The organism is Pseudomonas sp. LB1P83 (assembly GCF_054897885.1).
Genome location: NZ_CM142709.1, coordinates 1,029,998 through 1,050,678, shown reverse-complemented (window position 1 = coordinate 1,050,678; position 20,681 = coordinate 1,029,998). Strand labels below are relative to the sequence as shown.

The 20,681-nt window shown below is 59.6% G+C and carries 17 protein-coding genes and 2 tRNA genes; 14 read left to right on the top strand and 5 right to left on the bottom strand.

Going from position 1 to position 20,681, the window contains the following annotated elements; translation table 11 throughout:
• Nucleotides 1–108: 108 nt before the first annotated feature.
• Nucleotides 109–1,116: a DUF481 domain-containing protein gene (locus ACYZTY_RS04680; RefSeq protein ID WP_461957493.1), complete on the bottom strand. Its 1,008-nt coding sequence runs from the start codon at nucleotides 1,114–1,116 to the stop codon at nucleotides 109–111.
• Nucleotides 1,117–1,375: 259 nt separating this feature from the next.
• Between ACYZTY_RS04680 and ACYZTY_RS04675 the strand changes: the two genes are divergently transcribed.
• From ACYZTY_RS04675 to ACYZTY_RS04660, 4 genes are all read left to right on the top strand, one after another.
• Entirely contained in the window at nucleotides 1,376–1,729 is a 354-nt protein-coding gene (locus ACYZTY_RS04675; RefSeq protein ID WP_461957492.1) for an MGMT family protein, read from the top strand.
• A gap of 44 nt (nucleotides 1,730–1,773) precedes the next feature.
• Complete coding sequence (locus tag ACYZTY_RS04670) at nucleotides 1,774–3,333, top strand: AmpG family muropeptide MFS transporter (RefSeq protein WP_461957491.1); 1,560 nt, start codon at nucleotides 1,774–1,776, stop codon at nucleotides 3,331–3,333.
• Between the two features lie 130 nt (nucleotides 3,334–3,463).
• Nucleotides 3,464–5,179, top strand: coding sequence for a proline--tRNA ligase (locus ACYZTY_RS04665; RefSeq protein WP_461957490.1), 1,716 nt, complete (start codon nucleotides 3,464–3,466; stop codon nucleotides 5,177–5,179).
• A gap of 17 nt (nucleotides 5,180–5,196) precedes the next feature.
• Nucleotides 5,197–6,150 (top strand): hypothetical protein, encoded by a 954-nt coding sequence (locus tag ACYZTY_RS04660; RefSeq protein ID WP_461957489.1) that lies wholly within the window; start codon nucleotides 5,197–5,199, stop codon nucleotides 6,148–6,150.
• A 100-nt stretch (nucleotides 6,151–6,250) separates the two neighbouring features.
• Here ACYZTY_RS04660 and dinB read toward each other — a convergent pair whose 3' ends face one another.
• Entirely contained in the window at nucleotides 6,251–7,312 is a 1,062-nt protein-coding gene (dinB, locus tag ACYZTY_RS04655; RefSeq protein ID WP_461959252.1) for a DNA polymerase IV, read from the bottom strand.
• Between the two features lie 300 nt (nucleotides 7,313–7,612).
• Here dinB and ACYZTY_RS04650 point away from each other — a divergent pair.
• The 4 genes from ACYZTY_RS04650 to ACYZTY_RS04635 all read left to right on the top strand — a co-directional run bounded on the left by ACYZTY_RS04650 (nucleotide 7,613) and on the right by ACYZTY_RS04635 (nucleotide 12,189).
• Nucleotides 7,613–7,689, top strand: a tRNA-Met gene (locus ACYZTY_RS04650).
• 207 nt (nucleotides 7,690–7,896) lie between these two features.
• Nucleotides 7,897–7,973, top strand: a tRNA-Met gene (locus tag ACYZTY_RS04645).
• 278 nt (nucleotides 7,974–8,251) lie between these two features.
• The gene (gene mprF / locus ACYZTY_RS04640; RefSeq protein WP_461957488.1) at nucleotides 8,252–10,894 is read left to right on the top strand and encodes a bifunctional lysylphosphatidylglycerol flippase/synthetase MprF; all 2,643 of its coding nucleotides are present in this window, start codon (nucleotides 8,252–8,254) and stop codon (nucleotides 10,892–10,894) included.
• The gene (locus ACYZTY_RS04635) at nucleotides 10,894–12,189 is read left to right on the top strand and encodes a virulence factor family protein (protein ID WP_461957487.1); all 1,296 of its coding nucleotides are present in this window, start codon (nucleotides 10,894–10,896) and stop codon (nucleotides 12,187–12,189) included. The genes mprF and ACYZTY_RS04635 overlap by 1 nt, the downstream gene beginning before the upstream one ends.
• A 263-nt stretch (nucleotides 12,190–12,452) precedes the next feature.
• On the opposite strand, the gene ACYZTY_RS04630 is transcribed toward ACYZTY_RS04635, so the two are convergent.
• Both ACYZTY_RS04630 and ACYZTY_RS04625 read right to left on the bottom strand, forming a co-directional pair.
• On the bottom strand, nucleotides 12,453–12,740 hold the full coding sequence (locus ACYZTY_RS04630) for a type II toxin-antitoxin system RelE family toxin (RefSeq protein WP_461957486.1): 288 nt from the start codon (nucleotides 12,738–12,740) through the stop codon (nucleotides 12,453–12,455).
• An 11-nt stretch (nucleotides 12,741–12,751) separates the two neighbouring features.
• Nucleotides 12,752–13,042: a Phd-YefM gene (locus ACYZTY_RS04625; RefSeq protein ID WP_027925020.1), complete on the bottom strand. Its 291-nt coding sequence runs from the start codon at nucleotides 13,040–13,042 to the stop codon at nucleotides 12,752–12,754.
• A gap of 525 nt (nucleotides 13,043–13,567) precedes the next feature.
• Between ACYZTY_RS04625 and ACYZTY_RS04620 the strand changes: the two genes are divergently transcribed.
• Entirely contained in the window at nucleotides 13,568–13,891 is a 324-nt protein-coding gene (locus ACYZTY_RS04620; RefSeq protein ID WP_461957485.1) for a DUF3077 domain-containing protein, read from the top strand.
• A gap of 189 nt (nucleotides 13,892–14,080) precedes the next feature.
• On the opposite strand, the gene ACYZTY_RS04615 is transcribed toward ACYZTY_RS04620, so the two are convergent.
• A complete protein-coding gene (locus ACYZTY_RS04615; RefSeq protein WP_461957484.1) occupies nucleotides 14,081–15,982 on the bottom strand; it encodes a potassium transporter Kup in 1,902 nt (633 codons plus the stop codon).
• Nucleotides 15,983–16,271: 289 nt separating this feature from the next.
• On the opposite strand from ACYZTY_RS04615, the gene rimO reads away from it, so the two are divergent.
• From rimO to ACYZTY_RS04590, 5 genes are all read left to right on the top strand, one after another.
• A complete protein-coding gene (rimO, locus tag ACYZTY_RS04610) occupies nucleotides 16,272–17,609 on the top strand; it encodes a 30S ribosomal protein S12 methylthiotransferase RimO (RefSeq protein WP_131059214.1) in 1,338 nt (445 codons plus the stop codon).
• A 112-nt stretch (nucleotides 17,610–17,721) separates the two neighbouring features.
• Nucleotides 17,722–18,195, top strand: coding sequence for a GNAT family N-acetyltransferase (locus ACYZTY_RS04605; RefSeq protein WP_461957483.1), 474 nt, complete (start codon nucleotides 17,722–17,724; stop codon nucleotides 18,193–18,195).
• A 201-nt stretch (nucleotides 18,196–18,396) separates the two neighbouring features.
• Nucleotides 18,397–19,107: an rRNA pseudouridine synthase gene (locus ACYZTY_RS04600; RefSeq protein WP_010462687.1), complete on the top strand. Its 711-nt coding sequence runs from the start codon at nucleotides 18,397–18,399 to the stop codon at nucleotides 19,105–19,107.
• A gap of 73 nt (nucleotides 19,108–19,180) precedes the next feature.
• The gene (locus ACYZTY_RS04595) at nucleotides 19,181–19,648 is read left to right on the top strand and encodes a YehS family protein (RefSeq protein ID WP_461957482.1); all 468 of its coding nucleotides are present in this window, start codon (nucleotides 19,181–19,183) and stop codon (nucleotides 19,646–19,648) included.
• A gap of 208 nt (nucleotides 19,649–19,856) precedes the next feature.
• The gene (locus tag ACYZTY_RS04590) at nucleotides 19,857–20,627 is read left to right on the top strand and encodes an SDR family oxidoreductase (RefSeq protein WP_461957481.1); all 771 of its coding nucleotides are present in this window, start codon (nucleotides 19,857–19,859) and stop codon (nucleotides 20,625–20,627) included.
• Nucleotides 20,628–20,681: the final 54 nt, after the last annotated feature.

The following is a 20,681-nucleotide window of genomic DNA, read 5'->3' as shown; positions in this document are numbered from 1 at the left end:
TTGTACTTGCTTTAGTAAAAAGCCCCGCCCTCAAAAGCGGGGCTTTTTTGTGTCTGTGTGATTTGCAGGCAAAAAAAATCGCAGCCAGTGGCTGCGATTTTTTGCGTCTTACCAGGCTACGCCAAACCCTGCGGTGTAGCGGGTCTTGTCCAGATCGGCATCGTCGGTGCCGCTGATGATGTCTCGCTCAGCCTTCAGGTTAAGTGACGCCCAATCGGTGACTTTGTAGCGCAAGCCCATTTCGGCATCGAGCGCGTAATCCGCAACACCCGACAGCGGCTTGCCCACTTCGCCGTTCGTGAAGAACTCCACCTTCTTGCCGATCAGGTAGCGGTTGTAATCCCACTTCATTGCCAGGGAATAGAAGTTTTCCTTGCTGCCGTCGGAGAACTCATAGTCCGTGCGGTTGACCAGCGAACCCAGGGAGAATGCGCCCAGCTCGTTATCCCAGAACTGGTAACCCGGACCGGTACCGACTGTGCGCTGACGGGAGAGGTCTTCAACCTTGTCGCGCTTATAAACCGCGCGCCCCTGCCAGAACCATTTCTCGGTCAAGAAGCGGTCGAGCGAGTATTCACCCCGCCAGTTGTCAGTGGTGACCACGTCATCCTGGAACTCGCGGTTGTACTCACCTTCCGCGATATGCCGCCATTTGCCATGGCGCGCGGTGGTCTTGAAGTCGATGTCGTAGTCATCGGTATCTTTTTCCGCCCGCTGGTAATCCAGCGCCGCGTCGATATTCCCTTTCCACACCAGGTCTTCGACCACCGGCTTGGGCTTGAGAATCTGCTGGATACTGGCCAGCTCGACCGTCTTCGGCGCCTCGCTGTTTTCCAGCGTCACCTTGCCGTCGCCTGCCGCATGCAGCGACTTGGCCTTCTCGCCGGTGTAGGCATCCTGCTTGACCAGCAGCTCCTGATCACTTTCCAGTGTCTTGACCTGTTTCCAGTCGATCGGGACCGCACCGGCGTACTCGGTCTGGATCAGCAATTTACCGCCATCGAACAGCGTGATCTTGCCGCTCAATTTGTCACCGTTCTTCAACCAGACGGTATCAGCGAGCAACGGCGTGGAGGCGCTGAGAACAGCGAGGCACAGCAGGGTTCTGGACACCATAAGCAAATACAGGCTCAAGTTTGCGAAAAAAAGTCGGCATTATCCCGGAGAATAAGACCCTAGCAAGGACTGACCCGACTATTTCTATTGAGTTCATTTCTCAGTCACTGATCGAGGATTTACCCTACAGACGGTAATCCACTGTAGGAGCGAGCCTGCTCGCGATAAACTCAAGATCGACGCGTTTTCCCAGATAGCTCGCGTTATCGTTAACGACCATCGCCGGCAAGCCGGTCTCGCTCCTACAGGGATCCCGGATGTGACCGACACCTATGCAGAAACCGAAAGTGCGGCGCAAATCCGACGCACGGCGCTCTACCTGACCCTCGCGCAGGTGCCCGAGGGCAAAGTGGTGAGCTATGGTCAACTCGCGGAGCTGGCCGGACTCGGCCGCGCTGCGCGCTGGGTGGGCCGCACATTGAGCCAACTGCCCGGCGACACCAAATTGCCATGGCACCGCGTACTCGGCGCCGGCGGTCGGATCAGTCTGCCTGTGGGCAGTCCTTCAGGTGATGAGCAGCGCGCGCGATTGCGCTCCGAAGGTGTCAGTATCCTGAACAATCGTGTTGATATTCAGCGCCATGGCTGGCGCCCGGTAGAGCACAGCGGTTAGAGTGCGCGCTTTGTTTCCGTAATTCTTGAGGCAGACTCCAGCCCATGCCCCGTAAAACCTGGCGCGCCGCGCTCGCCGCCTATGCCAGCCCCTCGACGCTTGTGTTGTTGTTGCTTGGTTTCGCCGCCGGCCTGCCCTACATGCTGGTGTTTTCGACGCTTTCCGTCTGGCTGCGTGAGGCCGGTGTGGCCCGCGAAACCATCGGCTATGCAAGCCTGATCGGTTTGGCCTATGCCTTTAAATGGGTCTGGTCCCCGCTGCTCGACCAATGGCGCCTGCCATTTCTCGGCAAGCTCGGCCGACGACGCTCCTGGCTGGTGCTGTCCCAGGTGCTAGTGATCCTCGGCCTGATCGGCATGGGTTTCTGCGACCCGCAAAAGCATTTGTCCTGGCTGATCGCCATCGCTGTGGTCGTCGCCTTCGCCTCGGCGACGCAAGACATCGCGGTTGACGCCTATCGCCTGGAAATCGCCGATGACACTCGCCAGGCTGCGCTCGCTGCCAGCTATATGTCCGGCTATCGGATCGCCGCCCTGCTGGCGACGGCCGGCGCGCTGTTCTTCGCTGAAGGCTTCGGCTCCACCGGTTTCAACTACAAGCATTCGGCCTGGGCCGGCACCTACATACTGTTTGGCGCCCTGATGGTCCCGGCGCTGCTGACCACACTGTTCATGCGCGAACCGCCCGTCCCCCTGCGCACTCAACTTCAGGCCGGGCGCTACAGCTTTATGCATCAACTGATGTCGGTGTTCGTGCTGATCGTGCTGCTGGTGTCCGTGCCGGCCATGTTCACCCAGCTCTACAACACCGATTTCGCCGGCGTGCTGTTCGAAGGCGTGAGCCCGCTCGACCTGCTGCTCGAAGACCGCGCCTTCCTGCGGGCCATCCTCTACACCACGCTCACGTTTATGTGCCTTTCGGCCATCGGCCGCCGTGGTCTGGCGCCGGTTCTGACACCGATCAACGACTTCATTCTGCGTTACCGCTGGCAGGCGTTCCTGTTGCTCGGGCTGATTGCCACCTACCGCATGTCCGATACGGTTATGGGCGTGATGGCCAACGTGTTCTACATCGACCAAGGCTTTACCAAGGATCAGATCGCCAGTGTCAGCAAAATCTTCGGCCTGATCATGACTCTGGTCGGTGCCGGCATGGGCGGCCTGCTGATCGTGCGTTTCGGCATCCTGCCGATTCTGCTGATCGGCGGCATTGCGTCGGCCGGCACCAACCTGCTGTTCCTGATGCTCGCCGACATGGGCGCCAACCTGAACATGCTGATCCTGACCATTTCCCTGGATAACTTCAGCTCGGGCCTGGCGACGTCGGCATTCGTCGCGTACCTGTCGAGCCTGACCAACCTCAAATTCTCGGCCACCCAGTACGCCCTGCTCAGCTCGATCATGCTCCTGCTGCCACGCCTGATCGGCGGCTATTCAGGGGTCATGGTGGAGAAATTCGGTTACCACAACTTCTTCCTGATCACCGCGCTTTTGGGCGTACCGACCCTGCTGTTGATCGCCTTGCACTGGTTCCAGGAGAGCCGCCGTGCAGGTCCGACGCCGACACCCGAACCGGTGCCGACCCAGGTCGCGGAAGAATCGTAGGACATTTCGCAGAGGGCGCGGCGATTCCCGCCCTCCTGCCACACCGCCGACCGCACGCCTGTACGCCAGCGGATCTCGCCCGTACAATGCTCCGTCATTTCTCGTCATCAGCAACCGACAACGGCCAACCATGCGCACCAGTCAATTTTTGCTCGCCACACAGAAAGAAACGCCTTCCGACGCGGTCGTCATCAGCCACCAGCTGATGCTGCGCGCCGGCATGATCCGCAAACTCGCCTCGGGCCTCTACACCTGGCTGCCGATGGGCTTGCGAGTGATGCGCAAGGTCGAAGCCGTCGTTCGTGAAGAAATGAACGCCGCGGGCTCTCTCGAAGTGTTGATGCCGAGCACCCAACCGGCTGAGCTGTGGCAGGAATCCGGTCGCTGGGAAGAGTACGGCCCTGAATTGCTGCGCTTCAAGGATCGCCACGGTCGCGACTTCTGCGCCGGCCCGACTCACGAAGAAGTGATCACCGACCTGATGCGCAACGAGTTGAGCAGCTACAAACAGCTGCCGATCAACCTGTATCAGATCCAGACCAAATTCCGTGACGAAATCCGTCCACGCTTCGGTTTGATGCGCGGCCGCGAATTCATCATGAAGGACGCCTACTCCTTCCACGCTGATCAGCCTTCGCTGCAGGTCACCTACGACCGCATGCACCAGGCCTACTGCAACGTGTTCACTCGTCTGGGCCTGAAATTCCGTCCTGTAGAAGCCGACAACGGCTCCATCGGCGGCGCCGGTTCCCACGAGTTCCACGTACTGGCCGAATCCGGCGAAGACGACATCGTCTTCAGCAACGGTTCCGACTACGCCGCGAACATCGAGAAAGCCGAAGCCGTGCCACGCGAAACTTCCCGCGCCGCACCGGCTGAAGAACTGCGCCTGGTCGACACACCGAACGCCAAGACCATCGCGCAACTGGTCGAAGGCTTCAACCTATCGATCGAAAAGACCATCAAGACCCTCGTGGTTCACGCCGAAGAGCCAGGCAAGCTGATTGCCCTGATCATCCGTGGCGACCACGAGCTGAACGAAATCAAGGCCGCCAACCAGCCAGGCGTTGCCAGCCCGCTGGTCATGGCTTCCGAAAGCGAATTGCGTGACGCCATTGGCGCCGGTGCCGGCTCCCTCGGCCCGCTGAACCTGCCGCTGCCAATCATCATCGACCGTTCCGTCGAACGGATGAGCGACTTCGGCATTGGTGCCAACATCGACGACAAGCACTACTTCGGCGTGAACTGGGAGCGTGATCTGCCGGTTCCGACCGTTGCCGACCTGCGTAACGTGGTCGCCGGCGACCCAAGCCCGGATGGCAAGGGCACCCTGGAAATCAAGCGCGGCATCGAAGTCGGGCACATCTTCCAGCTGGGCAACAAGTACAGCAAGGCGATGAAGTGCGAAGTGCTGGGCGAGAACGGCAAGCCGGTCACCCTGGAAATGGGTTGCTACGGCATCGGCGTTTCCCGCGTGGTAGCTGCGGCCATCGAACAGGGCAACGACGAAAAGGGAATCATCTGGAGCGACACACTGGCTCCATTCCAGATCGCCCTGGTGCCACTGCGCTACGAAACCGAACAGGTTCGCGAAGCCACCGACAAGCTGTATGCAGAACTGACTGCAGCCGGCTTCGAAGTACTGCTGGACGACCGCGACAAGAAAACCAGCCCGGGCATCAAGTTCGCGGACATGGAGCTGATCGGCATTCCTCACCGGATCGTGGTCAGTGACCGCGGCCTCGCCGAAGGCAATCTGGAATACAAGAGCCGTACCGAACCTGAAGCGCAAGCGCTGCCGGTTGCCGACGTGCTGTCTTTCCTCCAGGCCCGTATCCGCCGCTGACACCAGATAGAGAAGTCATGTTCAAGCGAAACACCTTAGGCCTCGGTGGTGCCGCCCTGTGCGGCACCCTGCTGGTCAGCGGCTGTGCCAATCACATGTCCCAACGCAGCGAGCACGAGGAACGTGTCGAGCGCAAACTGCTCGATCACAGCCTGCAGATCGATGTCGGTGAGCCCAAGGTGCTTGAGCTGCCGCAACGGCGGGTGAAAATCCACGAGCAGAAGACGTTCGAAGTCACCGAATTCGAAGTCACGCGTCACTACGACCGCTACACGCCTTACCAACCCTGGCGGGAGGTCTACGAGATCCCGTTGGGCGCGGTGGCGGTGGTGGGCGGTGTCGGCGCCAATGTGGTCAACGTGTTTGCCCTCGGCAACCTGCCGGACAGCGTCACCAAGGATTGGCTGAGCTACGGTTTTGCCGGGCTCAACCCGTTCATGAACGTGCAGTCCAACGGTCGCGCGCAGCAAAACCTGGCCGGCATCGACGAAGTGCAGCTCGACAAACGCACCGAATACTCGAGCCTGCCCTGGAGCGAGCGTCCGGTTGTGGTGAAAGCCGGCAAGGAAACGTTCGAGCTGAGCACCGACAAAAACGGTGTTTTACGCATTAACCTGCTGGACAGCCCGTTCGCCGAACATGACATCAATCATCTGAGCCGACTGTTGATCAGTGTCGAAGACGGTCAGGACGATGTGCACACCGACTCGTCCCTGGCGGTCAGCAGTGGCTTGCGCGGCAAGTTGCTCGAAGCGCATGGCCTGATTTATGACGACCTCGAAGACGACGAAGTGAGCCAGTGGGTCCACCGGGTCAAGCGTTTGTCGGAACTGGGCCTGGAAGAAGAAGCCAGCGAGCTGGAACAAAGCCTGATCGAACTGACCCGCAATGATCCAGAGTTGCAGACTGAATTCCTGAAGTCGCTGACCAAGGATGCAGGGCGACTGGTGGCGGATCCGGGACCGAACTAAAGGCAAAAGCTTCGGCGGCAAGCCTCGCTCCTACAAGGAATATACGTTACCTGTAGGAGCGAGGCTTGCCCGTGAAGAGGCCACCACATTCACCGCAAATCTACCGCTCAAACAACTCCATCTGCTCAAACCCACCGCGCAAATCCTCCAGTCGCACGCCGACCCCCAACAACCGCACCGGTTTCCCGCCGCGATTGAACGCCTGGGTCAGCAACAGCTTATAACTCTGAAGATCCCGCCCTGCCCCGGCCTGTTCCAGTGTCGTCTGGGTAAAGTCATGGAATTTCACTTTGACGAACGGCTTACCCGGCCGATAGCTGCTGTCGATCCGCGCCATGCGGCCCGACAGGGTTTCCAGCAGCTCGGGTAATTTATCCAGGCAGCTCACCAGATCCGGCAGGTCTACGTCGTAGGTGTTTTCGACACTGATCGACTGCCGACGGCTGTCGTTGTGCACCAAACGCTCATCAATCCCACGGGCCAGGCTCCAGAGTCGCTCGCCGAAACTGCCAAATTCACGCACCAGCGCCAACTTGTCCCACTCGCGCAGATGCGAGCAATCGACAATGCCGAGTTTGCCCAGTTTGTCGGCAGTCACTTTGCCAACGCCGTGCAGCTTGCTCACGGGCAAACCGCTGACAAAGTCTTCTACTTGATCCGGCGTGATCACAAACAAACCGTTGGGCTTCTTCCAGTCACTGGCGATCTTGGCCAGAAACTTGTTCGGCGCGACGCCCGCCGAGACCGTAATGTGCAACTGATTGGAGACTCGGCGGCGAATGTCCTGGGCGATACGTGTGGCGCTGCCACCGAAATGCTCACAGTCGGACACGTCGAGGTAAGCCTCGTCGAGGGAAAGCGGCTCGATCAGGTCGGTGTAATCGCGAAAGATCGTGTGAATTTCCTTCGACGCTTCTCTATAGGCGTCCATGCGCGGCTTGACGATGGTCAGGTCCGGGCACAGTTTCAGGGCATGCCCGGAAGACATCGCCGAGCGCACGCCATAGGCACGCGCCTCATAGTTGCAGGTGGCGATCACCCCGCGCCGATCCGCCGAACCACCCACCGCCAGAGGCTTACCCGCCAGGCGTGGGTCGTCACGCATCTCGATGGCAGCGTAGAAGCAGTCACAATCGACGTGGATGATTTTTCGCTGGGTCATATAAAAGCGGTGTTCATGGTGAAGAAATGGAGTCATGGCGCGCCGGATCGGCAGTATCTCACTGACACCTGTATATAGCACCAGTAGTCTGAATCTTCTTCCACGGTCGTAGGAAAAGTAACCGGAGAATATATTTTCTCAATCGAAAAGCACCACCTGATAGAGCTGCAAGCCTTGCCACACCTGCCTCGCAGACGATCACCTGCCCCACCTTATAGCTAAGCGATTGAACCAGAAGAGATTTTATCCGGATTGAAGGTTGACAGCCCGGCAATCCTCTGTAGAATGCCGACACACAGACGCGGGATGGAGCAGTCTGGTAGCTCGTCGGGCTCATAACCCGAAGGTCGTCGGTTCAAATCCGGCTCCCGCAACCAAACATCAAAAAAGGCTACTCGAAAGAGTGGCCTTTTTTGTGCGTGACTGTTTTGTGCTCCTCTATACTTACCAGAGGGAGAAATCGTTCTGATTCCGAAACTTAAGTCTGCCCTGCGACCGTTCGCCGCTTATTTACGCTTATTTGACCCGGTTCCAGATTAACGGTTGACACACCGGCGTATCTCTATAGAATGCCGCCACACAGACGCGGGATGGAGCAGTCTGGTAGCTCGTCGGGCTCATAACCCGAAGGTCGTCGGTTCAAATCCGGCTCCCGCAACCAAACATCAAAAAAGGCTACTCGAAAGAGTGGCCTTTTTTGTATCTGTTGAAAAAGTCCTTTCGCAACAATGACCTGTCACTGTGTAGAGAAGCGTTCGGGATCTCCAAGGCTGTGAGTTCAGACTATGTTGAATCGCAGACAGAACCCTCTACGACCAATGGCATGCCATCGCCGATAACCGGTGAGAGGCGTTAATATTTGTGATTATTTTTTTCTACAGGGATTGGTAACTTGGCTGGATACCCCCATCCTGTCGCGCACAATCCAAGAGGTGATTGATGCGCGCCAACTCGTCTGATCCACAAGACACCGTCACAGCGACACAACCGATCAAGGTCGAGCGTCTGCGCTGGCTGGATCTGGTCAGCAAGTACCGTCAGCCCATCGGCCTGGCGGTCACTCTGCTGTTGTTCGCTATCGCGCTGATTGCCTGTCGTCATCTGCTGAGCGAACTCGATCTGTACGCTTTGCATGACTCGATCCTGGAAGTACCGAAACCGGCATTGTTGGGGGCATTGGGTGCGACCGTGGTCGGCTTCATCATTCTGCTGGGGTACGAATGGTCGGCCAGTCGCTACGCGGGCGTGACACTCGCGCCGCGAATCCTCGCTCTGGGCGGTTTCACTGCATTTGCCATTGGCAACGCCATCGGGCTTTCGATGCTCTCCGGGGGCTCGGTCCGCTACCGTTTATATGCACGTCATGGCTTGGGGGCTTCGGAAGTCGCTCACATGACATTGTTCGCCAGCCTCTCGCTCGGCTGCGCCCTGCCGCCACTCGCGGCCCTGGCAACCCTCAGCAACCTGCCTGCTGCCTCAGCTGCCTTGGGCCTGTCCGAAAGTTTGCTGGGCGCAGTTGCAGCGGCCGTTTTGCTGCTCTTCAGCGTATTGGCCATCGGCATCTACCGCCGTCGTCTTCCGGAACAACCTTCCAAGGACAACTTGCTGGTCAAGGTCGGACGCCGCACCTTGCGCCTCCCCGGCCGGCGCCTGACCTTCCTGCAACTGATCATCACCGCCCTGGACGTGGCCGCCGCCGCGACCGTGCTCTATTTGTTGCTGCCGGAAGCGCCGCCCTTCGGTGCGTTCCTGCTGGTGTACCTGCTGGCCCTGGCCGCTGGCGTGCTCAGCCATGTGCCCGGCGGTGTCGGCGTGTTTGAAGCCATCTTGCTGGCCGCCTTCGCCGACACACTCGGCGCCGCGCCACTGGCCGCTGCGCTGCTGCTCTATCGCCTGATTTATGTGGTGCTGCCATTGCTGGTGGCGTGTGTGTTCCTGTTGATCAACGAAGGCCAGCGTCTGTTTCAGTCGCGCCAGTCCCTGCGGGCCGCTTCCGGTCTGGCGGCGCCGATTCTGGCGGTGCTGGTGTTCCTGTCCGGCGTGGTGCTGCTGTTCTCCGGCGTGACGCCGGAAATCGACACCCGCCTGGAACACATCGGTTTTCTGATCCCGCATCGACTGGTCGACGCTTCGCACTTCGGTGCCAGCCTGATCGGTGTGCTGTGCCTGCTGCTGGCTCAAGGTCTGCGTCGTCGGCTGTCCGCCGCGTGGATGCTGACCACCATTCTATTGCTGGTCGGCGCCCTGCTCTCCCTGCTCAAGGGCTTTGACTGGGAAGAAGCCTGCCTGATGACCCTGACGGCGAGCCTGTTGGGAGTTTTCCGGCGCTCGTTCTATCGCCCGAGCCGTCTGACCGAACTGCCGTTCTCGCCGCTGTATCTGGTGTCCAGCCTGTGCGTGCTCGGCGCGTCGATCTGGTTGCTGCTGTTCGCCTATCAAGACGTTCCGTACAGCCATCAACTCTGGTGGCAGTTCACCCTCGACGCCGATGCCCCGCGTGGCTTGCGCTCGCTGCTCGGCGCCGCCGTGCTGCTGGTGGTGGTGTCCCTGACTTGGTTGCTGCGCACCGCGCGTCCGGTGATTCACCTGCCGACGCCTGACGAACTGGATCGCGCGATAAAGATTCTCATGGCCTCCTCGCAACCGGACGGTGGCCTGGCCCTGACCGGTGACAAGGCGCTGCTGTTTCACCCCAACGACGAGGCGTTCCTGATGTACGCCCGCCGTGGCCGCAGCCTGGTGGCCTTGTACGACCCGATCGGTCCGACCCAGCAACGGGCGGAAATGATCTGGCAGTTCCGCGACCTCTGCGACATCCACCACGCTCGCCCCGTGTTCTATCAAGTCCGCGCCGAAAACCTGCCGTACTACATGGATATCGGCCTGACCGCGATCAAGCTCGGCGAAGAAGCCCGGGTCGATCTGCAACGCTTTGATCTCGAAGCCAAGGGCAAAGAGATGAAAGACCTGCGCTACACCTGGAACCGCGGCACCCGCGATGGCCTGTCGCTGGAAATCTTTGAGCCGGGCCATGCGCCGATGGATGAGCTCAAGGCTATTTCGGACGCCTGGCTGACCGGCAAGAACGTGCGCGAGAAAGGCTTCTCGCTCGGCCGCTTCAGCGACGACTACCTCAAGCATTTTCGCGTGGCGGTGATTCGTTTCGAAGGGCGCCCGGTGGCGTTCGCCAACCTGCTCGAGACTTACGGCCATGACCTGGCCAGCCTCGACCTGATGCGCGCGCACCCGGACGCCCCCAAGCTGACCATGGAGTTCATGATGGTCGGCCTGATTCAACATTATAAGAATCATGGATACGCGCGCTTCAGCCTGGGCATGGTGCCGCTGTCGGGGTTGCAACCCCGGCGTGGCGCACCGCTGACCCAGCGTCTGGGCTCGATGGTTTTCCGCCGTGGTGAGCAGCTCTACAACTTCCAAGGCTTGCGCCGCTTCAAAGACAAATTCCAGCCTGACTGGGAACCCCGTTATATGGCCGTGCCCGCCGGACTCGATCCGCTGGTAGCCCTGGCCGATACTGCTGCCCTGATTGCGGGCGGCTTGACCGGATTGGTGAAACGCTGATGATTCAACGCTCCTTGCGGTACGTACTGGGCACGCTGGTCGTGCTGGCCCTGATTGTCGGTGGCGGTTACTGGTACCTGAAACGCCCGGCACCCCAACCGACCCTCGAACAGCTGACACCGGCCGATGGCACGGCGATGACCCGCGTCATCCCCGGCAACACGCCACGCGCCCAAGTGCTGGTGGCGGTCAACGAAGACCAGAAACTCAGCGACAAACAATTGATGACCCTGAGCCGCACCGGCTCGGCGCAGATTGTTCAGGTGATCCTGCCTAAAGACTGCCTGCTGCAAAGTCGCGCCCTGCAATCGGGCCTGAGGGAACTCAACGGCCCGGCGACCCTGGTCAGCGGCATCGGCCCTGGCGCCGTGCTGGCGTGGCGCTGGTTGTCCGAGCAGAAGGACGACAAGGCGCAGGCCGTCTCCGTCGACCTGGCCCTGGAAAAACCCGGTTGCACCCACCTACTGCCAAAAAGCGCCGCTCACGGTCACTGGCTGGTGGCCTGGAACGACAACCCGGACGACACCAGCGCCGGCTTCGTGCGTGATCAACCCAACGCCGAAACCAGCATCAGCGACTACGACATCAACCTGCCGCAAGTGCTGAACAACGAACTGCGCAAGCTCCTCGTCGGCGGCGACAAAGCCGCCGGTGGCCTGCAAATCCCCGTGGTCGAAGTCCCGGCCGGTCAAGCCAAGGACACCGTCACCCTGTTCCTGTCGGGTGACGGCGGCTGGCGCGACCTCGACCGCGACGTCGCGGGCGAGATGGCCAAGATCGGCTACCCGGTGGTCGGCATCGACACCCTGCGCTACTACTGGCAGCACAAGAGCCCAGAGCAAAGCGCTCTGGACCTCGCTGAGCTGATGCAACACTACCGGCAGAAATGGGGCACCAAGCGCTTCATCCTGACCGGCTACTCGTTCGGCGCCGACGTCCTGCCGGCGATCTACAACCGCCTGGAGCCTGCGGAACAGCAACGCGTCGACGCAATCATCCTGCTGGCCTTCGCCCGCACCGGCAGCTTCGAAATCGAAGTCGAAGGCTGGCTCGGCAACGCCGGCAAAGAAGCCGCCACCGGCCCGGAAATGGCCAAGCTGCCGCCGGAGAAAGTGGTGTGCATCTACGGCGAAGAAGAAGTCGACGAAAGCGGCTGCACCGACAAGAGCGCCGTGGGCGAAGCGATGAAACTGCCTGGCGGCCACCACTTCGACGAGAACTACCCGGCGCTGGCAAAGCGCTTGGTGGACATCATCGAGAAGCGCCAGGCCAAGGGTGAGACGGCTCAGGAGTGATCTGAGGCCCGTCCCAAAAAAGCCCCCGCAGCCATGAGGCTGCGGGGGCTTTTTTCATTTCTACAGACACCACAAATCTCTTGGGTAGATCAGATCCCTTGTAGGAGTGAGCCTGCTCGCGATAGCGGTCTGCCAGATACACCGATGGTGAATGTCAGCCCGCTATCGCGAGCAGGCTCACTCCCACAGGGATGGTCAGTGGCTTCAAAATCACCGGGCACAAAAAAGCCCCCGTCACCTTCACGGCAACGGGGGTTTCCTACTTATAGGCGACGCTCTGCGGCGTCATAAACCTCTTCATCACGTCGGGCCCCGACTGCAACGATCAATACCTGAATGGCCTTGCCGTCGACTCGATATACAATCCGCGTGTCGCCTGTCCGGATCCGTCTGCAGCCCGCAAGACTGGCTCTTAGGGGCTTGCCGCTCTTGTCCGGCTCACCATTGATAATCCGCTCTTCGATAACCTCAAGAATGCGATTCGCCACCACAGCTCCCAGCAGATCCAGATCCTTCTGAACCTCCGGATGATAGATAACGCCCCAAACCATCCACAGCTCCTTTAGTCTTTCTTGGCGTACCGCGCCCGCATATCGTCGTGGCTGACAGCCTTGGCCTGATCAAAACCGATCAGTCGCTCTCGAGCCGCCGCTTCAACCCGAAGGTCCTCAAGCTCGTCGAGCATTTCCTGATACGCATCGACATTGATAATGACCGCTGCGGGTTGGTTATCTTTGAAAATGACCAGCCGTTCGGTGGCTCGGCTGGAAATCTCCTTTAGCCTCGCACTAAACCCCCTGACCATCGCAGTCACCGAAATCGCTTGGTCAGCACGTTCCAGTAATGCCGTCATACTCACCTCTCTACACAATCATGCAAATTTGAACACACAGTTCTACGCAGAGTATTGCGTTTGATTCGACATACAGCAAGCTGCAAAAAACGCGAATTCGTCAACCCGCGTTTTTCGTGCCGACAAAAACATGAGCCGATCGACGTATAAACGCTCTCTCCACGTTTAGTTTCGTTTACTTAAGGTGTCGCAATATCGGATGACGCCCGCTTACCTTGTAGGCAAACTCCGAATCTTGCGTTTGGGCACTTTGCCGCCTTGTTGCGCTTTTCTTCGACGGGATACTCTCCGGACGTCGCTGACCATTCAGCGATCGGGCTTGGAAACCCGTCGGATCACAGCGCAATGGCACCTTCACCACGATTCCAGACGTTTTTACGACTGCGAACCTAGTGTTATGGCGGCTGTGCGTGGGACGCCTTCGGGCGTGCCGGTTTTGTGGTCCCCGGTTTTCCAACCTGCGTACAGCCGCCACCCATTCGCTTGGAAACGAACGTGGCGCTCCTCTAATTCTGGAGAATGACCATGACTAAAATTGATTCAACCGCGATTTCAGATTTAAAAACCATAGGCTTCACCCCACTCATCTACTGCCCGGATCAGGCGTTGTTCAACGTCCGCGCCGGCGTTCCCATCGTTGATGCCTTGTCACAAGCCTCCGATCTGCTGTTCCTCGGCAAATCATTCGCCGAGGATGCCGCCTACGCAAAAGACACCGACCGTCATGCCTGGGCCGCTCACTATCTGACGGCGATGGGTAAGGCGGTGATTGATGATGTGGTGAAGGTGCTGACGCCGCGACCTGCACGGACGAAGACTGAATCCGAAGAAGACCTGCCCGAAAACTAATAACACCGCAAAGCCCCTGTAGGAGCGAGCCTGCTCGCGATGGCGGTGTATCAGCCGATGCAGGTATCAACTGACACGACGCCATCGCGAGCAGGCTCACTCCCACAGGGGATGGTCAGTGGATTCGAAATCATCGGCCACAAAAAAGCCCCCGCTGCCGCACTGGCAACGGGGGCTTTTTTAATCAGGCTACATCTCGACCTGCGTACCCAACTCAATCACCCGGTTCAGCGGCAAATTAAAGAACCGCAAATTGCCATTGGCATTCTTCAACATGAAGGCGAACAGCGCTTCACGCCAGCGGGCCATGCCTTCGAGTTTGGAGGCGATCACCGTCTCGCGGCTGAGGAAGTAGGTGGTGCGCATCGGGCTGAAGTCGAGGTCATCGAGGTGACACAGCTTCAGCGCTTGCGGCACGTCCGGCTCGTCGATGAAACCAAAGTGCAGGATGACCCGGAAGAACCCTTCGCCGTGGGATTCAACCTCGAAACGCCGTGTGGGCGGTACGCGCGGGATGTCTTCGTAGACCACGGTCAGCAGCACAACCTGTTCGTGCAATACCTGGTTATGCAGCAGGTTGTGCAACAACGCGTGGGGCACGGCGTCCGGACGCGCGGTGAGGAACACCGCGGTGCCCTGGACCCGATGCGGCGGTTGCACGGCGATACTGCTGATGAATATCGGCAGCGGCAGCCCGCCCTCGTCCATGCGTTCCACCAGCAGCTGTTTGCCGCGCTTCCAGGTGGTCATCAATACAAACAGCGCGATACCGGCGATCACCGGGAACGCACCACCCTGAAAGATTTTCGGCACGTTGGCGGCGAAGTACAGACCGTCCACCAACAGGAAACCGAGCAACAGCGGCACCGCGAAGATCGGAGGCCATTTCCACAGCAGCAATATCACCGCCGAGACCAGGATGGTGGTCATCAACATGGTCCCGGTCACCGCCACCCCGTAAGCCGAGGCCAGGGCGCCGGAGGATTCGAAGCCGATCACCAACAGGATCACGCCGACCATCAGCGCCCAGTTCACCGCGCCAATGTAGATCTGGCCTTGTTCGGCACTGGAGGTGTGCTGGATGTGCATGCGCGGAATGTAACCGAGCTGGATCGCCTGACGGGTCAGGGAGAACGCGCCGGAAATCACCGCTTGCGAGGCAATCACCGTGGCCAGGGTAGACAAACCGACCAACGGGATCAACGCCCAGCTCGGCGCCAACAGGTAGAACGGGTTGCGAGCGGCTTCCGGATTACCGAGCAGCAAGGCGCCCTGACCGAAGTAGTTCAGCACCAGCGCCGGCAGCACGAGGATGAACCAGGCGCGGGCAATCGGCTTGCGACCGAAGTGGCCCATGTCGGCGTACAACGCTTCGGCGCCGGTCAGTGCCAGCACCACCGCGCCGAGGATGGCTACGCCCATGCCCGGGTGCACGATGAAGAAGCGCACGCCCCAGACCGGGTTCATCGCTTGCAACACTTCCGGATGCTGCAGGATGCCGTAGACACCCAGTGCACCCAACACCAGGAACCAGGTGACCATGATCGGCCCGAACAGGATGCCGATGCGCGCGGTACCGTGGCTCTGGATCAGGAACAGCGCCACCAGCACGACCAGCGACAACGGCACCACCCAATGGTCGATGCCATCGAATGCCAGCCCCAGGCCTTCAATTGCCGAGAGTACGGAAATCGCCGGCGTGATCATGCTGTCGCCGTAAAATAGCGCCGCACCGATCAGCCCGCAGACCACCAGAAAAATGCGCAGCTTTGGATGCCCGGCCGCAGCCCGCCGAGCCAGGGCGGTCAAGGCCATGATCCCGCCTTCGCCCTGGTTGTCGGCACGCAGCACGAACAGCACATATTTGATTGAGACAACCCATATCAGCGACCAGAAAATCAGCGCCAGAATCCCGAACACGCCGTCATGGTCGACCGGTACACCATAGTGACCGGAAAACACTTCTTTAAGGGTGTACAGCGGGCTCGTGCCGATATCGCCATAAACCACCCCGACCGCCGCGACCAGCATGCCGATCGGCTTCGCGGCCGAATGCTCGGCACCCGCCGCCTGACTACTTGCCTGACCCATCCACCACTCCTACTACCCAGACCGGGCTTCTTTGAAAGAAGCACTATGCTTTGCCACGCAGCATGCGCTGTTTTACATGACGTTACAGACGTTTCGTTGACTGTAAAGAATCGGTAAAGCGTAACGGCGCGAAGCATAGCGCAGCACTCGTCGTATTTCCCTGCATAAAGCTGGTCAACTGCGCCTCTCATCGCTAGAATTGCGCACTTTTTGACCAGAGGCGCAACATAGCGCCCGTCAGTCGCCTTGCCGTCTTCGGCTGGAGGCGTCTCAAATACCGAGGTTAGACATGTCCACCACTCCTGCGCCGGCCAATCCAAAGGTTGGCTTCGTATCCCTGGGTTGCCCCAAAGCACTGGTCGACTCCGAGCGCATCCTTACCCAGCTGCGCATGGAAGGTTATGACGTTGTGTCCACCTACCAGGACGCCGACGTCGTGGTGGTCAACACCTGCGGTTTCATCGACTCGGCCAAGGCAGAATCGTTGGAAGTGATCGGCGAAGCCATCAAGGAAAACGGCAAGGTCATCGTGACCGGCTGCATGGGCGTCGAAGAAGGCAACATTCGCAAGATTCATCCGAGCGTGCTGGCCGTGACCGGTCCGCAGCAGTACGAGCAAGTGGTCAACGCCGTGCACGACGCCGTGCCGCCGCGTCAGGATCACAACCCGCTGATCGACCTGGTGCCGCCGCAAGGCATCAAGTTGACCCCGCGCCACTACGCGTACCTGAAGATTTCCGAAGGCTGCAACCACAGCTGCAGCTTCTGCATCATCCCGTCGATGCGCGGCAAACTGGTTAGCCGTCCGGTCGGTGACGTGCTCGACGAAGCCCAGCGCCTGGTCAAGGCCGGCGTCAAAGAGCTGTTGGTGATCTCGCAAGACACCAGCGCCTACGGCGTCGACGTGAAGTACCGCACCGGGTTCTGGAACGGCGCGCCGGTGAAAACCCGCATGACCGAACTCTGCGAAGCCCTGAGCACCCTCGGCGTCTGGGTGCGTCTGCATTACGTTTACCCGTATCCGCACGTCGACGAGCTGATCCCGCTGATGGCCGCCGGGAAAATCCTGCCGTACCTGGACATTCCGTTCCAGCACGCCAGCCCGAAAGTCCTGAAGTCGATGAAACGCCCGGCCTTCGAAGACAAGACCCTGGCGCGGATCAAGAACTGGCGCGAGATCTGCCCGGACCTGATCATCCGCTCGACCTTCATCGTCGGCTTCCCGGGCGAAACCGAAGAAGACTTCCAGTACCTGCTGAACTGGCTGACCGAAGCCCAGCTCGACCGCGTCGGCTGCTTCCAGTACTCGCCGGTGGATGGCGCTCCGGCCAATGATATGGACCTGGAAGTCGTTCCGGACGACGTCAAGCAAGACCGTTGGGATCGCTTCATGGCGCACCAGCAGGCCATCAGCTCGGCGCGCCTGCAAATGCGCGTCGGCCGTGAAATCGAAGTGCTGGTCGATGAAGTCGACGAGCAAGGCGCCGTTGGCCGCTGCTTCTTCGATGCCCCGGAAATCGACGGCAACGTGTTCATCGACAACGGCAGCAACCTGAAGCCGGGCGACAAGGTCTGGTGCAAAGTGACCGACGCCGACGAATACGACCTGTGGGCTGAACAGATCTAAACGCAAAAAATACGAAAAGCCCCGCTCACTTGACGTGATGCGGGGCTTTTTTACGTCTATCGTTTCGTGAGGAAAGGATTCTCGACACTCACAAGAAAAGGGGCATCCGGCCATGCGCCAACATTCGGTTATCCACACGCCGAAACAGAGCGACTACGTAGAACTCACGCAAGTCTGGGAAGCTTCGGTGCGCGCCACCCACGACTTTCTGCCGGACAGCTACATTGAATTGCTGAAGAACCTGGTGCTGACCCGCTACCTCGACGCGGTGATGCTGATCTGCACCAGGGACTCGCGCCAGCGCATCACCGGGTTTGCCGGGGTGGCGGCGGGCAAGATCGAAATGCTCTTCATCGACCCGGCCCACCGCGGCCAGGGCCTGGGCAAGAAGTTGCTGCGCTATGCCATGGAACACCTGAACGCTGACGAACTGGACGTCAACGAGCAGAACCCGCAGGCGCTGGGGTTCTACTTCAAGCAGGGTTTCGAGGTGATCGGCCGCTCGGAAGTCGATGGCATGGGCCAGCCTTATCCGCTGTTGCACATGCGTTTGCGCCAAACGCAACAAAAGACACGCAATGGCTGACCTGTAGGAGCCGGCTTGCTGCGGGCGGCGTTCCGACGATGGCATCTCATCGGTCTGTCAGATGCACCGCGGTGATGCCATCGTCGGAACGCCGCCCGCAGCAAGCCGGCGCCTACAAAAAAGCTTCCTGCGCAAATGGAGCCGGGATTAACCGGCGCCACGCAGGTACAATGCCCACCCCTTTTTTGTTACGGCCCTGTCATGACTGACCCGATTCGTCTCTCCAAACGCCTCATCGAACTCGTCGGCTGTTCCCGTCGGGAGGCTGAGCTGTTCATCGAGGGCGGCTGGGTCACCGTGGACGGCGAGGTCATCGACGAGCCGCAATTCAAGGTCGACACCCAGAAAGTCGAGCTCGATCCCGAGGCCAAGGCCACTGCACCGGAGCCGGTGACCATCCTGCTGAACGTGCCCGTGGGCATGGACGCGGAAACGGCGATGGCGACCATCAGCGCCGAGACCCTGAGCGAAGAACACCGCTTCAGCAAACGTCCGCTCAAGGGCCACTTCCTGCGCCTGACCGCCAGCACCGACTTGCAGGCCAATGCCAGCGGTCTGCTGGTGTTCACCCAGGACTGGAAGATCCTGCGCAAGCTCACTGCCGATTCCGCCAAGATCGAACAAGAATATGTGGTCGAGGTAGAAGGCGACATGGTGGCTCACGGCCTCAACCGCCTGAACCACGGCCTGACCTACAAAGGTAAGGAACTGCCGCCGGTCAAGGCCAGCTGGCAGAACGAAAACCGCCTGCGTTTTGCGATGAAGAACCCGCAACCGGGCGTGATCGCCCTGTTTTGCCAGGCCGTAGGCCTGAAGGTCGTCGCCATCCGCCGCATCCGCATCGGCGGCGTGTCCATCGGCAAAGTGCCGTTGGGGCAATGGCGTTACCTGTCCGGCAAAGAGAAGTTCTAAGACTTCTCACGCCGCCACACATTTCGGCACCGCTTTATGCGGCGCCCACTGCTGAATATCAGGATTGCACACCATGATTCATAACGACGTACTGCGCAGCGTGCGCTACATGCTCGACATCAGCGACAAGAAAGTCATCGAGATCATCAAGCTCGGCGGCATGGACGTGTCCCTGGAAGATCTGCTGACCTACCTCGACAAGAAAGAGGAAGACGAGGAAGGCTTCGTACGCTGCCCGGACGAAGTCATGGCGCATTTCCTCGACGGCCTGGTGATCTTCAAGCGCGGCAAGGACGAAAGCCGTCCTCCGCAGCCAATCGAAGTGCCGGTGACCAACAACATCATCCTGAAGAAACTGCGCGTGGCCTTCGAGCTGAAAGAAGACGACATGCACGCGATCCTCAAGGCGTCCGAATTCCCGGTGTCCAAGCCTGAGCTGAGCGCGCTGTTCCGCAAGTTCGGCCACACCAACTACCGCACCTGTGGCGACCAGTTGCTGCGCAACTTCCTCAAGGGGCTCACTCTTCGAGTGAGAGCGTAAAAGAAGCTGCAAGCTGCAAGCCACAAGGGGATTACCTCTAGCTTGTAGCTTGTAGCTTGTAGCTTGTAGCTTGTAGCTTGTAGCTTGTAGCTTGTAGCTTGTAGCTTGCAGCTGGGCCGAATGGCCCTTCATTCCTCGCAAAAATAGTGGCTCCGCTTCTGGCGGCTGACGACTAGGGTGTATTGACCCTCAGCTCTCAGGATTCGCCATGCACCCGTACTTTTCCCTGCAAGGCCGCACCGCTCTGGTGACCGGCGGCACCCGTGGTATCGGCAAAATGATCGCCAAGGCGTATGTCGAGGCCGGCGCTACCGTTTACGTCTGCGCGCGGGATGCCGAAGCGTGCAAGCAAACGGCTGATGAATTGAGCGCCTTCGGGACTTGCCACGGTGTGGCGGCCAATCTGGCCACCGAAGAAGGCGTGCAGCATCTGGCCCTGCGGCTGGGTGAGCAAATCACTCATCTGGACATTCTGGTTAACAACGCCGGCACCACGTGGGGCGCTCCGCTGGAAAGCTATCCGGTCAAGGGATGGGAGAAGGTCATGCAGCTCAACGTGACCTCGGTATTCAACTGCATCCAGCAGTTTTTGCCACTGCTGCGCAAGGCCGGTTCAGAAGCCAATCCGGCGCGAATCATCAACATCGGTTCGGTGGCGGGGATTTCTTCCTTTGGCGAACAGGCTTATGCCTACGGGCCGAGCAAGGCCGCCCTGCATCAACTGTCGCGGATTCTCGCGCGGGAGCTGGTGAGCCAGCACATCAACGTCAACGTGATTGCTCCGGGGCGTTTCCCGAGCAAGATGACGCAGCACATCGGCAATGATGAGCAGGCGCTGGCCGAGGATACGGCGTTGATTCCGATGAAACGCTGGGGGCGCGAGGAAGAGATGGCGGCGCTGGCGATCAGTCTGGCGAGTACGGCTGGGGCTTACATGACCGGGAATATTATTCCGCTGGATGGTGGGTTTAGTCTCTAGATCGGCGGGGCGGCCATCGCGAGCAGGCTCACTCCCACAGGGGATTGCATTCCA